Below are 16068 nucleotides of genomic sequence, written 5' to 3'. Positions count from 1 at the left end.
TGTATATTCTATCAATTATTTGAGCATGTTGAAATCCTTTATTCCAAAAACTTCAGTGGATATTTCACCCAACCAACCGCTTTTACTATTAACACCCACTTGTACTTTGATAAAATCAATGTACTTCAGGTTTGCATCCTTACCGTCGAAAGTTACAGCATGGGATATCTTGAAATGATTGTCAGACGGTCCGGCATTATAGTTGTCATCATCTGTCAGACGATCAATGGCACTGAAATTATCAGCATATCCCCATTCATAACTATCATTTACCCAATAAGTACCATTACCGGATTGATCGTAATTACGCTCTTTCAGGCGAGTACCTCGCAAAGTATATTGTTTTTCCTTTACCCAGGCGGGATAATAATAATCTTGCCGGTGAAAAGCACCCAGATAATCAATAGACCCACTTTGACCATGATTGTCTGTCCATGAGGTGGGAAGCTGAATACCAGTTGGTTTATGATAGGTGACGGCATAGTCCTGCCAGGTTTCGGCTTTCCCATATTCGGATCCGCGCAATTCATACCAAGTGTCATTAGGTAACCCATCACCATTTTCGTCCTGCATTACCCATACAATTCCCGGTTCTGACGAACCATCAAAAGCGTTTCCTGTAATAGCAATGTTGTAATCTCCATCATTCACGATACTATGGTCGAATCCAACGATGATGTATCCACCGAATCCGCCTAGGGAAACATAAGCCGTCTGATTGATTCGTTCTTCTGCATAGGTGCAGGCTTCTGCCATAGTAGTTGTGGTATGATTCTCATTGATGAATTGACCGGGAGCCGGTAAATATTCATATACTCTGTTCATTGACGCAGAACTTGTGGCGCTAATCTTCCGCTGGTATGTTCCTGCGGGAGGGCAAACATTGACTTTTAATGTTTGCGTAGCGAGTATATATGAGTTCTTCATTTCGACCTTTACCGTGTGTTCTCCCTGCTGCTCGGATGTAAACAGATAAGTATCATTTTCTCCGGATTGCACTTGTTCATTGTCCACGGTCCATGTATAGACTGCATCCAGTGCATTATTCACGTCAACCGGTTTGATACGGATAGTTCTGCCGGCTGACATGTTATATTCCGTTTGCAGGAATGTCCAGTTGAAATCTACTTGATCCGGTGAACAAACTTCTACTTTGAAAGTTACTTCGTCATCGCCATCTTCATTGTGAGTAGCAAAACGAACCTGATATTCGCCAAGCTCGGTTGTGGGGAGAGTACAGGTTAATTCGCTCGAAATATCTTCACCGTTTATTTGCCAGGAGTAACTGGTTTCCAGAAAAGAATCTACTATAGGTGTAATGGTTAGTTCAGAGCCTTGAAGCACTTTGAAACCTTTGTCGGCATCCGCAATAGAGATAGTAGGTACATCAAGTTGAAAGACATCGATACGTATCTCTTTTTCTGTTGTCCCTCCAGCATTGGTGGCAGAAATCAGAATGAAATACCTGCCTGCTTCATCGGCTGAAAATGTCAGGGTGGAAGCGGTACAGATACTCTTTCCATCTATTGTCCAGTTAAAGGTCGTTTCCGAATCGGTATTTTCATAAATGGGAGCGATGGTTATCTCCCGACCAATTTTTGTTTTATAGATGGGGGATTCTTCTTTCAAGGTAATGACAGGAGCGGAGAGAAGAGGAGAGTCCTCCTCTTCTTTCACGCATGATATTAATGCTAACAGAACAAATAAAAAAAGTATAATATGTTTCATTAGAATCTCACTGCTACATCATCATAAGCAAAATAGGCAGGTTGGCTGAAACCATATCCGTTATCATTACTTCCAGTGACATTAAAGTCTATTTTGACCACTTTGCCTAATGCGGATAAATCCCATTTTGTCCATTCAAGTATATTACCCTCGACTCCAACCAAATAAAATTCCGGACGTGTAGCTACTTCTTTTCCATCTTCATCATAACCGATAGCAACCAGTTTCACCCAATCATCTTTGCCTGCGGGTGCGGTCAAACCGTTACCGTTGGCCACACAGTTGGCTAGGTAGGTCGTCATAGTCACATACATGTGGTCAACTACACGAGCAACTCCGTCTCCAAAGTAAATATAGGGTAATGGACCGTTGGCATATCCGGAATTGTCTGCATAGCCGTAATGTACGCAGAAGTTTTTGGAACCATTATGTCCTCCAAAACCAGTTTTTGCATCCTGATAATAAACCGCTAGTTGGTGCTGGAAGTCTCCATGAGTAAGGTCCATATCCAGATAATTGGAAATTGCGTGTCCGCCACCCCAGTATTGGTAATCACCCCATCCGTTAGGAAGTTCGGAAGCAAGAAAAGTATTGTTTGCATCATTCCAGTTATAGAGTTGGTTATTCTTAGGATAAAGTAGTGAGCCACCATATTGTTGGCTGTCAATTAATGATGACCAGTTTCTTTCTCCTACCATGTTAGCATCACCTTTATAATCAACATCCTCGAATGTCAAGAAGTGTGCTTCACGCACTGCTCTTAATTGCATTTTTATTACTTTACCGAAAGCTTTGGACGGAGTGACAAGTATTTTAAGTTCACCATCTTTGACATCATCACCTGAAACTGCCGGAGCTGTGATTCTTAAGTCTTTATCATTAAGAACCGCTGTCCATCCTTGCGGAATAGCAATTAATGTTGCGTCGTCTATATTGGCAGTTGTAAGAAGATACGTCCTTGTTTCATTAGACGAGAACAAGGTATAATCCCTATTGGCAATGTCAAATGTATATGTTTCCCCTTTGGGCAATGTGAACGACGTTCCATCTGCAAGAGTAACTAGTACATGGTTGTCATTAACTGTAACAGATTTGAAGAAAGAGTCTCCGTCTTGTCCTTCCGCTTTCACAGGTTTTCCGTCTGTTCCGTTAATACGTTTGGCTCCTTCGCCTGTATCAACGGTCCAGTATCCGTCACTGTCAACTCCCATAACTGGAGTTGTACCTGTCACTTTTAACTTGTTAGTTGCATCCGGCAGCCATTCTGTAGTACCGTTGGTAGTAATGGTCCAGTAATATATTCCGTCTTCGTCAGCTTTCACTCCAATCACAGGAGCATCTGTACCATTCTTTCCATTTTTGATAGATACGGTGCTTCCATCACTGAAAGTTAATGTGTAGCCTTCGGAGGTCTGTTCTGTATTCGTAATTATTTTCCCTTGATTTAATGCGTCTACCAAACTCTGTAAAGTTGTAATTTCAGAGTTCATTTTCTTGACTGTTGTTTCTAGTGTTTCTACTCGTCCGTCAAGATCATTGACTTTATCCCAGAGATCATCGTCATTGTAGCAACTGCATACCGTAATGATAGTGAGCAGTAAAAATAGAATTTTCTTCATTGCTTTTGTTTTTAATTAGTAATAGTGATATGAATTATTGAATCGCTTTTAGTTTCTTATCTGTAAAGGCAATATGTGCCGGAATGTCCCCCGTGATGACTGACCATTTCTTTTTTCCATCCCGGGAGAAACAGTATAATGTGCCGGGAGTCACATAGTCTTTGGCATCGGTGACGAAGAATTCACCTGTTTCCGGATTGATTGCTATTCCATAAGGTATCTTGATAGATTTTTCCGTACCATCTGTAATAAAATTGCGGGTATCAGTTCTCTTTGTTTTTGTATTATAGATGGCGTAAGAGACTGTCCAACTGTTGGTGTAATAACTCCATTCTGTACTGTATACATACAGTGAATCTCTGCAAATCGCCATTTCTGTATTGGGAAGAAGCGGTAATTCATCGATTACTTTATCGGTATTGGAATCTATTACAAATGTTTCGGAGTAAGTGTCATAATAATCTCCCCGGGATGAGACATAAATATTTCCGTATTGGTCTAATTCCATTCTATGCAAATTGATTCCCACATCAATGGTTTTGATAACTTTGAATGTGTTCAAGTCGATGACGGATACCGTGCGGTCATAATTAGGTACGCGATACCCGCCGGAGTTGGCTACATAGAGTTTGTTGTCCACAATCACCATTTCTTCCGGCTGGTAGCCGACCACACAGGTATCTTTGACAGTCAGTGTGGTAGTGTCAACACGTGCTACATACCCCAGTCTGGCGTTGGGATCTATTTTGACAGGGCCTGCATACGAACTGACGTATGCATATTTATCTTTAAAAACTATATAACGGCAATTAGGTATGGAAATTTGCGTGATGTGTTTTGCTGTTTCTACATTCATCACTTCTACGAAATGAGAACAGTTGATGATGGCATATAACTTATTTCCATAGATTTGGATATCATTTCCCACATCCCCCAATTCTTGTACGATTCCCGGGTTCCGTTCCGCATAGATATTCTTATGATAGATACCGGTTTCGTAATCAAAGTAATCAAGGGTAGCCTTGTTGCTTCCCATATTTCCTTCATTGAGTAGAAAGAAACCTTTGACAGAGGTACCGCTTACTCCGGGGGTAACTTGGTTGGGAGTTGACGGAATAATGCGTTCATCTTCGCGACAAGAAGTCGATAGAAGAACAAAACAGATAATGATGGATAGAACAGATATTCTCATAACATGACGTTTAATTTGATTTTAAAACTTGTACCGGGCATAGGATAGCATTGCACTACTTCATATTGCTGATTGAAGATATTATTAATTTCTGCCGTTACACGTATTCCCGTTTTCCCCCATTGAAAAGTTTTGGATAGGGAAAAATCATGGGTATACCAAGGCTGTGCGTAGTTCTCCGGGATATTGGCGACTGCTTCATAGCGTTCACCTGTATAAATGAAACTATAGTTGCAGGACCATGTTTGATAACTTCCATTGAGGATGATGGAACCTCCATGCCAAGGTATATAAGGAATCTGGCCTCCATACCATTCACTGGTAGGATCGGTAAAATCCTGTGCCTTTTGATAGGTGTAATTGAATAGAGTGCTAAGTTCCACCTTTCCGAAACCCCATTCTCCTCGTATGGCTGCGTCTAATCCCCGAATTTCCACATGTCCGAGATTTATCATAGTCCAACGGAACTGGTTGGAGGTAGGCATGGCAATGATTTTATCATCTACTTCATTATAGTAACCATCTATTTGTAAGTCCAGGCTTTTCAGCCAATGGTTATTCCAGGTGTGAGAGAAAGTGATACCCACATCGTATTGGGTGGTATATTCTGGTTTTAAGTCCTTATTGCCTATAAAAGTATAATACAAATCATTGAGAGTCGGCATGCGAAAGACTTTTTTATAAAAGGCCCGTACATTCAGAGGGAACTTGGTCAATGGTTGCCAGGTGGCTATGACAGAAGGAGTGTATTTGTTTTTGGTGCCTGCATTAGCTCCTTTGGTACGAGTATTGTCGTCGACATGAGTATATAACAGGCTCGCCTGCAACATGAGGCGGTTGAAATCAAAGGACGTGGCGGCAGAAGTCAGGATTGTATTACGGGTTGGATAGACAAAATCTATGAGATCGGCCCGTAATGTATTCCATTGAAAATCGTTGGATAATGACATACTCCACCAGGGATAGATGGTGAATAAATGGGCGGCCGAAGCATAGATTTCTTGCTGTCGGTAGTGATTGTCTACGTACATGGTGGTGACATCCAGTCTGGGATCGGATAAATAGTGGAGATAGTCATAAGCATATTTTCCGTTGGCTAGCAGACTGTACCAAGGCTTAAAATAGTTTTGAAAAGAGCCTTGCACAAACAGATTGGTATCCCACTGCCGGTCCTGATGTCGAAACTTACCCGGCTCTTCTCTTACCGTAGCTCCGGGATATCCTCGTTCTGAATTGTATAGGTATGCTTTGGCTTTCCATTCTCCTTTGGGGATTTTTCCGAAGAATGCATTCTCCAAACGTAACATTCTTACGTCTCCATTTTGACGGACAGCTGTTGTGTCGTAACCATCTTTCTTGGCGTATGTGAATTTATATCGTCCTGATGTATACATATACTCCGTACTGATGGAACTACTTATTCGTTCGTTGAAACGATGTTCCCAAAGTAGTGACGGATTGATGGTAGAGAATGAACCGCCTTTCACCCCGATGTTCAGATTGTTTTTCTTTTCCCCTTTGAATAGGGGTTTTCGTGTCTGCATATATATGGCACTTGCGGAACTATAATCTTTGGCAGGTTGGAAGATGGCACTTTTTTGACCATTATATAGTGAAATGACTTCCATATTATCTAATGAAAAACGACCTAGATCGACAACTCCATTTTGCGCATTTCCTAATTCAATACCATCATAAAATACTCCGACATGATGACTGCCCATACTTCGTATATTGACGGTTTTTAGTCCTCCAATACCTCCATAATCTTTTATCTGTACTCCGGAAAAGTAGCGTAAAGCATCGGCAACGGAGTAAACATTTAGCTTCTCAAGTTCTTTGCCGGACAGTATCTGCACAGGAGACATCTTTTTTTGTATCCGATTACTGTAGATAGTAACTTCTTTGAGTTTGAGAAGTGTATCAGACAGAGAAGTCTGATGCCGAACCTTGGATTGGGAAATGGCCGGTAATGTGGTAAATAGAGATAGAATCAAACATAATATCCACCGTAAATGGATACAATGCTTATTGTATGAATGGACTTGAATAGAAAGCATGTCTTTTATTTTATAGGTATAAAAAATCCGTTTGTTCAGATCTGAATTCAATCTACACAAACGGACATATAGCTATTATACCAAATAAAAGATAATTGCTTATTTTCTATTTGACTACTACCCGAAATCCCGCAGGTGTAAATCAGAGCATCAAGGCAGGTCTTCTGACTCATCCCATTTTGCAACGCCTTCCCAGATAAACTATCCAGTGACTTTCGTGTTGCAATTTTGCTCTCTGATTACAAGGAGCGGAGATTTACAGCAGCAGGTTCTGTTGCCGGTTTACACGGCATTCCCTTTTCATTCCTTAACAACGCAAAAGTTGTTTAAGGAAACCTTAACGGCACAAAGTTAGAAAGTTTTTATTAATTAGTTTGTTTTATTCTAAAAAAATATCCCACTGACCAATAACAAATATTCCGGCATCTGATTCTGTTTTCCCCATTTGTTAATAATCAGTAGGATGGAAAAAGGATATATTAATATGTTATCCCAACGACAGAATCAATATTTGTGCCGTCAATACTCGCAGAAACATGGTGAGCGGATAGACCGTAGCGTAACCAACGGCAGGTGCATCACAGGAGGTCAGGTCGTTGGAGTAAGCCAATGCCGGCGGATTGGTGGTAGAACCAGCCAGAACCCCGATAAGCGTGAAATAATTCAGCTTGCAATAATACCGTCCTATCAATCCTGTAATCAGAAGTGGCAGGATGGTTATAATGACTCCGTAGCCTACCCATACATATCCTCCGCCATGAATGACTGTGTCTACAAAGCCTTCGCCTGCTCCCAAACCTACGCAGGCGAGGAAGATGGAAATACCGATTTCACGAAGCATCAGGTTGGCACTCATGGTGGTATAAGTAATCAGCTTGTATTTCGGACCGAAACGGCTAATCAGGATAGAAACGATGAGCGGACCGCCTGCCAGTCCTAGTTTCACAGGTTGCGGGATTCCGGGAAATGCGAAAGGAAGACTTCCCAGAATACATCCTAAAGCGATACCTATAAAGATAGGAATCAGGTTCGGATGATTTAAGCGTTTCATGGAGTTGCCAAGTACTTTCTCTGCATGGGCAACAGCCAGTTCGGAACCTACAATGGTGACACGGTCTCCCATTTGTAACTGTAATTGTGGAGAAGCTACCAAGTCTACTCCCGAACGATTGATACGGGTGATGTTTGCTCCGAAGTTGTTTCTGATTTTGAGTTGTGAAAGCGTTTTTCCGTTCAATTCCGGTTTAGTAATCAGGATACGGCGTGAAATGAGCTCTTTGTTCAGTTGTTCCCATTCCATTTTGATTTCCTTTCCGAAGAATACAGTGATTGCTTCCACGTCAATCGGGGTAGAGATCACTAATATGATATCCCCTACATGTAGAATTGTTTCGGAATTGACCAATTCGGTTTCTCCACCCTCGCGGTGTTTGATGCGGGAAATGACAAACTTACGGTTCAGTAACGGGCGGAGTTCTTTAATCCTGATGCCGTCTACCGATTCGTTTCTCACTTCAATGGAGATAGGACGTACGGTAAGTTCCTGGAGATGTCCCAGACCGACTTCCGCTTCTTTTTCTTCTTGAGCAGTATTGATGCGAAGGAGATATTTCAAAGCAAGCAGGGAAAGGATGATACCTACTACACCCAGCGGATAACTGACAGCATATCCTAAAGCAATTTCGGGAGCATCTATACCATTCAAATCACTATTGGCCTGTTGTGCGGCTCCCAGCCCCGGAGTATTGGTGACGGCTCCCGACAGAATACCTACCATTGTGGTAATCGGAGCTCCGGTGGTGAAGTGCAGGATAACAGTAATGGTTACTCCTAATACTACTACCAGCATGGCCAGCATATTCAGGGTAAAGCCACCCTTTTTGAATGCTGAAAAAAAGCCGGGTCCTACCTGCAAACCAATTGAGTAAACAAACAGAATCAATCCGAATTCTTTTAGAAAGTGGAGCAGGTGTTCGTCCAGATTCATGTTGAAATGACCGAATACGATTCCGACAAAGAGTATCCAGGTAACTCCCAGAGATACTCCCCGCACTTTGATTTTTGCAAGGATGATTCCAAACGCTATGGTTAGTGACAGAATCAGTACGGAGTGTGCCACTCCGCCGCCCCAAAGATTGGGGTAACCTTCAAATAAATTTCTTAGAACTTCCATTGTGATTATTATATGATGATATTTAGTTTAGCTAAAAGTACCCCCGGAGAAATCACTTCTGCGGGGATACGCACACATTGAGCATGACGGTCTAATGCCGTCCTTTTGATATTTTAGCTAGAGAGAATTTATCCTCCTTCAATCATTTCCGATGTCATGACTACTCGATTATTTTTTTATAGTTTGCCGTTTTCCTATCCCACGAGTAAAAACAGCCATTAAGGTATGAATGGCAGGTCTTCTGACTGACTCCCTTCCTGATTCCTTCCCGACCTTGACTATCTATACCCGGTCAGTGGTAAAAGTAAATATCAAGAAGTTGAATAGAGTTTCACAGCAGCGGGACTGTCCGGGATTTACACCCGATTCCCTTTTAATTCAGATAGTTGATATGGCTATCTGAAACCAATTCGGGGGCAAAGATAGCGAATTTATATAGAACCCAAATGAATGCTACCTATTTATTTTATACACAGTCTGATTCTTGTCGGATATCTGTTTGTTTATTTGATGCGTACTCTCATCTCCTGCACATCAAACGTGACGGATTCATTTCGGAAAAGTCTTTCTATATGTCCGCTGGCCACCATTTCCGGAGTAGGCAGCGTGTACATCTGCGGATTATCTATGAGCATGATGGAGTCGCAAAGCGATAAGGCGATGTCGAGGTCATGAGTGGAGAATAAGACACATTTTTTTTCTTCCTGTGCCAATTTCTTTAAAAGTAAACAGAGCTCGTAGCGGTTGGGTAAGTCCAGGAAGGCGGTCGGCTCATCAAGCAGGATGACGGGAGTATCCTGTGCAAGGGCACGGGCAATCATAATTCGCTGACATTCGCCATCGGACATTTTATCCATTGTCTTTTCTGCATAACCGGACATACCGACTAGCTGCATAGCCTCATCCACCCGCTTTTGGTCTTCCGGTTGCAGTTGGCCGATCCAGTTGGTATAGGGAGCACGCCCTAAGGCTACTACATCTTTACAGCGGAGATTGGCGATGCGTACTTTATCGGTGGTGACAAAGCTGATATTCCGGGCTAATTTTTCCGGTTTCAATGAAGCTATGTTTTTTCCTTGCAGAGTAATTTCTCCTGATTGAGGCTTTTCCAGTCCCATCATGGCACGGAGTAGGGTGCTCTTTCCCGTTCCGTTACGTCCTAACAGGGCAACGAGTTGTCCGCCTGTGATTCGGGCATTTACCGTTTCCAACAGCGTGCGCTGTCCATATCCTAATGTCAGTTCTTTAAGCTCTATCATTTGAATCTACGCAAGTTTTTAGTAATTACCCATAAAATAACCGGAACACCTAGCAAGGCGGTGATGCAGTTAACCGGAAGCAGGAACTTCTTGGCGATGATGTCGCAGAGAAGCATGCTGATAAGCCCTGTCAGCATGGTGCCGGGGACCAGTATCCGGTGGTCGGCGTTGTTGAACAGCAGTCGTGTGACGTGCGGTACTGCCAGGCCGATAAATCCTACCGGACCACAGAAAGCGGTGACCGTTCCTGTCAGCAGTGCGGTAGAAACGAAGATGAACGTGCGTGAACGTTTAATGTTCATTCCCATCGTTCGTGCATAATTTTCACCGAGCAGTAGCAGGTTCAGCGATTTGATACAGGCTACGGAAATCAGTAAGCCGATACATAGCATTGGTATCATGATTCCCAATTGGGTGACTGTGATATGGCTAAGAGATCCCATTGACCAGAGTGTGAACATTTTCAGTTGTTCGGCAGAACTTAGGTATTGGAGTATCTGAATGATAGCGCCTGCTACGTAGCCTATCATAACTCCCATAATCAATACACCGAGAATGTTTTTTACTTTCCGGCTGATAATGGCTACTCCCAATAAGATTACGGCAGTTCCTATCCAGCCCGAACCTACGATACCCAGCGACTGAAGAATTGGAAACTCCGCCCATCCAAGTAATGGAGCACCTAGTATGAACAGAGCTACGCCCAGTCCTGCACCGGAACTTACTCCCAGCAGGTAAGGATCTGCCAACGGATTCTGGAATACTGTTTGCATCTGTAAACCGCTAACGGAGAGTGCTATTCCTATCAAAGCCGCTACCACTACCCGTATGAAACGGATAGAAAGGAGAATATTCCGTGTCATTTCGTCACATTCGCCTCCGGTGAGTACAGCCCATACCTTGGTGATAGGAATATATGTATCTCCCGTTGCCATGTCTATCAGTAATAACAGTATGGCAACTATCCCCAGTGTAATGAATAAAAAGGGAGTACGTTTATTAGGTTGTTTCATTCCAGATGTCTGTAATAGTAAAGTGAATCGGATACGAGTTCGGGGTGAAAGATATGAATCAGGTCACGCAATACGACGTCAGGACGTACCACTGCAGATTCCCAGTAGTCATTGCCTCCTGTCGGTGTTGTTCGTAAATTGTTGTTGTAAACAGTTTTTTCGCGTACAGCTTTGGCGTCTACAAATTTAGGATTGACCGTCTTTAGTTCATCCAACGTAGAAGCCATGCCTACATTAATCCAGTAGTCGGCTTTTTGTATCAGTTTGTAAGCCGTTTCTAGTCCGATGGGAGTGGAACTGTTAGAAGTGTTTTCTTTGTAGATATAATCCGCACCTGCATCAGTTACCAATTGTGCCATGTAACTTTGTGTGGAAGGCATCACCCAACTGTCGTTCCACGGGGTATTGAGCATAACGGTAGGACGTTGCTCTACCGATTCGGTGAGCGCTTTCAAAACTTGATAACGTTTAGGGATTTCACGGAATATCTCGATGCCTTTTTCCCTGCTGTCTGTTAATTCGGAAAGAGCTACCAGCCATTCGGCTTTACCAAGCGGTGATTCCTCCAAATATTCTCCTACATACATATAGGGTATAGACAGTTCTTTCAGTTTGTCTGTTACGGCAGTTTGCGCATCTCCGATACCGTATAACAGGACAACATCCGGTTTCAGTCCCAATAATAACTCATAATTCATTTCGGGCCCCATATCCTTAATAGAATCTTTGTGTGCAAGGATATATGGATTGGATACATAGTCGATGCCCGATACTCCGATAATTCTGTCCACCTGTCCTAGTGCGTCGAACATGGCGATGTAGGAAGAAGCCATACATACGATGCGTTTTGCTCCGGCAGGAATCGTAGGACCGGTAAATCCGGCAGGCGCTTGTTCACCGTTGCGGGAAATGAAATAAGACATTTTCACGTCCTTGGCTCCCTGCCATGGGTTGGAAACCTGAATAAGTGTGCTGGCGGTATTGTCCGCACCCAGAATCTTGAATCCGGTAGCATATTCAGGTGTATAGACATCCTGTTTGAAAGCCTCGAGAGAAGTCTTCTTGTTGGGTATACAACTAGCCAGGAAGAGAAGACATAGCCATGTGAGGATTGAAATAGGAGATTTCATCTTTATTCGTGTATCTTTTAAATGAATAAATAATTTTCGGTGTCTGAAGATTGACATTGTGGGGCAAAGATAAGTATCTTTGGAGATATTCTTTCTTTTTTTATTGCATTTTCTCCGAAATCATTCCTATTTATGTATCTTTGCAAGGTGAATTTTGGTGTCACTTTTCCGATGCTACGGAAAGAGTGGTGAAAAGGGAATCAGGTGAAAATCCTGAACAGACCCGCTGCTGTAAGCTCCGCTGAAGTTTTCCTGCAATACTCAAATCCACTGTCTCGATCATGAAGAGGCGGGAAGGGCGTCAGGAAAATGGAGTAAGTCAGAAGACCTGCCAGAATGAAGTTTTCGATACTTTCCGGGAGTAAGGTTCGAAAAATACTTGAATAATCTGAAGATTAATCTTATAGATAAAATATGAGCAGATATAATAGTATGCGGCTGAAAGGAAAATGCTGGCCGGTTGTTTGCCTTTTGTTATTTCTCGTTTCTTGTGGACAGAAGAGTAAAAACAATACGCAGGCAGTCGGAGTGGCGGTTAGCGCCTCTGATTCCTCCCGGATCATTCTTCCGGAATATGCTGAAGGTTTCGAAGTGCAATATGTAGAGGGAGGGTGTCTGGTGACCATTCAGGACCCGCAGAAAGAAAAAGGTAAAGGGGAAATTTATCAGTATGCGTTTGTCAGGGATAAGGAAGCCTTTGCGAAAAATAAAGTATCCACTGATTATGTAGTGCAGTCCGTTCCGATTAAGAATATCATTTGTATGACTTCGTTGCAGCTATCTAATTTTATAAAACTGGATGAGCTGGATCATGTGGTTGGTATCACAAGTACCCGCCATTTGTTTAATGAGGAAGTAAAACGCCGGTTGAAAGAGAAGAAAATTCGTAAGATAGGGATAGAGGGAAACTTTGATAATGAAGTTATTATCTCCATGAATCCCGATCTGATTCTGATTTCTCCTTTCAAACGGGGAGGATATGACGCATTGAAAGAGGTAGGTAGTCCTTTGATTCCGCATTTGGGATATAAAGAGAATTCTCCCCTCGGGCAGGCAGAATGGATTAAGTTTATCGGTCTGCTGATTGGAGAAGAGGAGAAAGCAAATGCAATCTTTGATTCGATTAAGGCTGAATATAATACATTGAAGCAGCTGACGGCAAAGATTGAGAAAAAGCCGGTTGTTTTTAGTGGTGAGCTGCGTGGCGGCAACTGGTACGCCGTAGGAGGACGTAATTTCCTCGCACAACTTTTCCGTGATGCCGGTGCAGATTATTTCCTAAAAGATGATCCGAATACAGGTGGAGTGACTTTAGACTTTGAGACTGTTTACAGTCGCGCGGAAAGTGCTGATTATTGGCGGATATTGAACAGTCATAACGGCACGTTCACTTACGACGCCTTGAAAGCGCAGGATTCCCGGTATGCTGATTTCCGGGCATTCAAAGATAAAGGAGTGATTTATTGCAATCTCAAGGAGAAACCTTATTATGAGAATGTTCCCACTCATCCGGAAGTGCTGCTGAAAGATTTGATTAAAGTATTTCATCCGGAACTGCTACCGGAATATACTCCCGTTTTTTATGAGCTTTTAAAATGAGAAGGGTATGAAAACTCCTGTCTGGTTGTTGATGCTTCTGTTGGTTGGATTGATTTTTTTTCTTTTCTTCCTGAATCTCGTATTGGGTTCTGTATCTATACCGTTTCGTGCTGTATGGGATATTTGCCTGTGGGGAGATCATGAGAACCACATCTGGACGAATATTATCTGGAAATCGAGAATGCCCCAGGCAGTTACTGCGCTAGTTGCCGGAGCAGGGTTGTCCGTCAGCGGATTGCAGATGCAGACAGTTTTCAGAAACCCGTTAGCGGGGCCTTCTGTGTTGGGGATTAGTTCCGGAGCAAGTATGGGAGTGGCTTTTGTCGTTTTATTGTCAGGCAGTCTCGGAGGAGTGGCGTTGAGCAGTCTGGGGCTGATTGGTGAATTGGCGCTGACGGTTGCCGCTATTGCAGGAGCATTGTCTATCATGGCGCTTATTGCTTTCGCCTCACAGAAAGTAAAAGGAAACGTGACTCTGTTGATTATCGGTGTGATGATTGGTTATGTAGCCAATGCTGTGATTGGAGTCTTGAAGTTTTTCAGCGTCGAAGAAGATATTCGCGCGTATGTCATTTGGGGATTAGGAAGTTTTTCCCGTATTTCCGGTGACCAGTTATTCCCATTCCTTTGTACAATGGCTGTACTTCTTCCACTCTCTTTTCTGTTGATTAAGACATTGAATCTGTTGTTGCTTGGAGACAGTTATGCGCGAAATCTGGGCTTGAATATCAAACGTGCCCGTTTGTTGGTAATCTCCTGTTCCGGAGCTTTGGTGGCGATTGTTACGGCTTATTGTGGCCCGATTGTTTTTCTGGGACTGGCTGTGCCGCATCTTTGCCGTGCTTTGTTCCGTACTTCCGACCATCGGATATTGATGCCTTCTTCTTTATTGGTAGGGGCGGCAATGGCGTTATTATGTAATCTGATAGCCCGTATGCCGGGATTTGAAGGTGCTTTGCCGGTCAACTCCGTCACAGCTTTGGTCGGTGCACCGGTGGTAGTGTCGGTGTTGTTCCGTAAGCGTAAGGGAGAGGTAAATGAATGATAATCAGAACAGGGAGAAACTTAACATGCAAGAGCAAGAAACCATAACTATCAGGAACCTGGCCACAGGCTATAAAGGAAAGCATAAAACGCATATCGTAGCCCGTGATATAAATGCCAGTATTTATGCTGGCGAACTCACTTGCCTGCTCGGAGCCAATGGAGCGGGAAAGTCCACTTTGTTGCATACACTGTCCGGTTTCCTTCCGAAATTGTCGGGAGAGATCCGGATCATGAATAAAGAGGTTGAGAAATATTCCGATGCGGATATGTCGAAAGTCATCAGTGTGGTGCTGACAGAAAAGTGCGACTTGCGTAATATGACGGTGGAAGAGATGGTAGCGTTAGGAAGAAGTCCTTATACCGGGTTTTGGGGAGTGTTGAAGAAAGGAGATAAAGAAATTGTTTCCCGTGCGATAGCCGGTGTAGGGATAGAGGTGCTAACCGGTCGGATGATGCATACGTTGAGTGACGGAGAAAAACAAAAGGTGATGATTGCCAAAGCGTTGGCGCAGGAAACACCTGTAATTTTTCTGGATGAACCGACCGCCTTCCTTGATTTTCCAAGTAAAGTGGAGATGATGCAACTGTTGCATCGGTTGTCCCGCAATACGGGGAAAACGATTTTCATGAGTACCCATGATTTGGAACTGGCTTTACAGATTGCCGATAAAGTCTGGATGATGGATAAAGAAAACGGTGTGACTATCGGAACTCCTGAAGACTTGTCACTGAATGGTACATTGAGTAACTTCTTTTCCCGTAAAGGAATCATGTTCGACCAAAATACGGGATTGTTTAAAATCAACAATGAATATTCTGTAAAGATGCATCTTGAAGGGCATGGTCAAAAATATGCGATGGTCAGGAAAGCTCTTTTGCGAAATGGAATTCTGGCAGGGCGTGAGATTGAATCTGATGTTTACATAGAAACAGGTAATCTTCAGACGGAAGGATTTTTGCTGCATTTGCCGGAGAATGAAGTTCGAAAAGCGGAAGACATTGAGGTATTGCTCAAGTTGGTGTCCGGTTATCTAGTGAATAGCAGATATAGTTGATTCAAAAAATCCTCAAAACTGTATGGAAATGAGCCGAAATATAATCTCTTAACACTCTACTACAGAATTAAAAAGTAAAAATTTGCTGTCACCTGTCACATGTTTGTATTTAAACATCTGACAGTGAATGAGTAGTGGTGTGACGGCAGCATGTGACAGCACAGTGACAGTACTTTTGCTGTCACCTCTTCTC

11 protein-coding genes and 3 riboswitches are annotated in these 16068 nt (G+C 42.9%); of the genes, 3 read left to right on the top strand and 8 right to left on the bottom strand.

Translation table 11 applies throughout. The annotated features are described in order from the left end of the window. Positions 1 to 15: 15 nt before the first annotated feature. From ACT8YW_RS07850 to ACT8YW_RS07815, 8 genes are all read right to left on the bottom strand, one after another. The gene (locus ACT8YW_RS07850) at positions 16 to 1728 is read right to left on the bottom strand and encodes a PKD-like domain-containing protein (RefSeq protein ID WP_444104577.1); all 1713 of its coding nucleotides are present in this window, start codon (positions 1726 to 1728) and stop codon (positions 16 to 18) included. Further along, positions 1728 to 3347, bottom strand: coding sequence for a PL29 family lyase N-terminal domain-containing protein (locus ACT8YW_RS07845; RefSeq protein WP_444104576.1), 1620 nt, complete (start codon positions 3345 to 3347; stop codon positions 1728 to 1730). Before ACT8YW_RS07845 ends, ACT8YW_RS07850 begins: the two co-directional genes overlap by 1 nt. Positions 3348 to 3381: 34 nt before the next feature. After that, positions 3382 to 4539 (bottom strand): DUF5074 domain-containing protein, encoded by a 1158-nt coding sequence (locus ACT8YW_RS07840; RefSeq protein ID WP_444104575.1) that lies wholly within the window; start codon positions 4537 to 4539, stop codon positions 3382 to 3384. Beyond that, entirely contained in the window at positions 4536 to 6599 is a 2064-nt protein-coding gene (locus ACT8YW_RS07835) for a TonB-dependent receptor (RefSeq protein WP_444104574.1), read from the bottom strand. Before ACT8YW_RS07835 ends, ACT8YW_RS07840 begins: the two co-directional genes overlap by 4 nt. A 137-nt stretch (positions 6600 to 6736) precedes the next feature. Continuing rightward, positions 6737 to 6954: riboswitch (cobalamin riboswitch) on the bottom strand. A gap of 132 nt (positions 6955 to 7086) precedes the next feature. Further along, positions 7087 to 8772, bottom strand: a complete 1686-nt coding sequence (locus tag ACT8YW_RS07830; RefSeq protein ID WP_444104573.1) for a putative transporter — start codon at positions 8770 to 8772, stop codon at positions 7087 to 7089. Positions 8773 to 8986: 214 nt separating this feature from the next. Beyond that, a riboswitch (cobalamin riboswitch) is annotated at positions 8987 to 9197 on the bottom strand. A 78-nt stretch (positions 9198 to 9275) separates the two neighbouring features. Continuing rightward, positions 9276 to 10031, bottom strand: coding sequence for an ABC transporter ATP-binding protein (locus ACT8YW_RS07825; RefSeq protein WP_004306689.1), 756 nt, complete (start codon positions 10029 to 10031; stop codon positions 9276 to 9278). Next, the gene (locus ACT8YW_RS07820) at positions 10028 to 11044 is read right to left on the bottom strand and encodes a FecCD family ABC transporter permease (protein WP_444104572.1); all 1017 of its coding nucleotides are present in this window, start codon (positions 11042 to 11044) and stop codon (positions 10028 to 10030) included. The genes ACT8YW_RS07825 and ACT8YW_RS07820 overlap by 4 nt, the downstream gene beginning before the upstream one ends. Beyond that, positions 11041 to 12174 (bottom strand): ABC transporter substrate-binding protein, encoded by a 1134-nt coding sequence (locus ACT8YW_RS07815; RefSeq protein WP_444104571.1) that lies wholly within the window; start codon positions 12172 to 12174, stop codon positions 11041 to 11043. Before ACT8YW_RS07815 ends, ACT8YW_RS07820 begins: the two co-directional genes overlap by 4 nt. A gap of 138 nt (positions 12175 to 12312) precedes the next feature. Then, positions 12313 to 12524: riboswitch (cobalamin riboswitch) on the top strand. Positions 12525 to 12588: 64 nt separating this feature from the next. Between ACT8YW_RS07815 and ACT8YW_RS07810 the strand changes: the two genes are divergently transcribed. The 3 genes from ACT8YW_RS07810 to ACT8YW_RS07800 are packed head-to-tail and all read left to right on the top strand — an operon-like array spanning position 12589 to position 15875. Then, on the top strand, positions 12589 to 13773 hold the full coding sequence (locus tag ACT8YW_RS07810; protein ID WP_444104570.1) for an ABC transporter substrate-binding protein: 1185 nt from the start codon (positions 12589 to 12591) through the stop codon (positions 13771 to 13773). Positions 13774 to 13780: 7 nt separating this feature from the next. Next, positions 13781 to 14818, top strand: a complete 1038-nt coding sequence (locus ACT8YW_RS07805) for a FecCD family ABC transporter permease (RefSeq protein WP_008024880.1) — start codon at positions 13781 to 13783, stop codon at positions 14816 to 14818. 25 nt (positions 14819 to 14843) lie between these two features. Further along, positions 14844 to 15875: an ABC transporter ATP-binding protein gene (locus ACT8YW_RS07800; RefSeq protein WP_074637581.1), complete on the top strand. Its 1032-nt coding sequence runs from the start codon at positions 14844 to 14846 to the stop codon at positions 15873 to 15875. Positions 15876 to 16068: the final 193 nt, after the last annotated feature.

The sequence above is a fragment of the Bacteroides sp. genome (genome assembly GCF_052357945.1).
GTDB lineage: Bacteria > Bacteroidota > Bacteroidia > Bacteroidales > Bacteroidaceae > Bacteroides.
Note: the sequence above shows the minus strand (reverse complement) of the source record. Positions and strands in the feature narration are given on the sequence as shown.

Coding starts and splice junctions, on each gene's coding strand:
- ACT8YW_RS07850 (WP_444104577.1), bottom strand. CDS start 1,728: ATGAAACATATTATACTTTTTTTATTTGTTCTGTTAGCATTAATATCA.
- ACT8YW_RS07845 (WP_444104576.1), bottom strand. CDS start 3,347: ATGAAGAAAATTCTATTTTTACTGCTCACTATCATTACGGTATGCAGT.
- ACT8YW_RS07840 (WP_444104575.1), bottom strand. CDS start 4,539: ATGAGAATATCTGTTCTATCCATCATTATCTGTTTTGTTCTTCTATCG.
- ACT8YW_RS07835 (WP_444104574.1), bottom strand. CDS start 6,599: ATGCTTTCTATTCAAGTCCATTCATACAATAAGCATTGTATCCATTTA.
- ACT8YW_RS07830 (WP_444104573.1), bottom strand. CDS start 8,772: ATGGAAGTTCTAAGAAATTTATTTGAAGGTTACCCCAATCTTTGGGGC.
- ACT8YW_RS07825 (WP_004306689.1), bottom strand. CDS start 10,031: ATGATAGAGCTTAAAGAACTGACATTAGGATATGGACAGCGCACGCTG.
- ACT8YW_RS07820 (WP_444104572.1), bottom strand. CDS start 11,044: ATGAAACAACCTAATAAACGTACTCCCTTTTTATTCATTACACTGGGG.
- ACT8YW_RS07815 (WP_444104571.1), bottom strand. CDS start 12,174: ATGAAATCTCCTATTTCAATCCTCACATGGCTATGTCTTCTCTTCCTG.
- ACT8YW_RS07810 (WP_444104570.1), top strand. CDS start 12,589: ATGAGCAGATATAATAGTATGCGGCTGAAAGGAAAATGCTGGCCGGTT.
- ACT8YW_RS07805 (WP_008024880.1), top strand. CDS start 13,781: ATGAAAACTCCTGTCTGGTTGTTGATGCTTCTGTTGGTTGGATTGATT.
- ACT8YW_RS07800 (WP_074637581.1), top strand. CDS start 14,844: ATGCAAGAGCAAGAAACCATAACTATCAGGAACCTGGCCACAGGCTAT.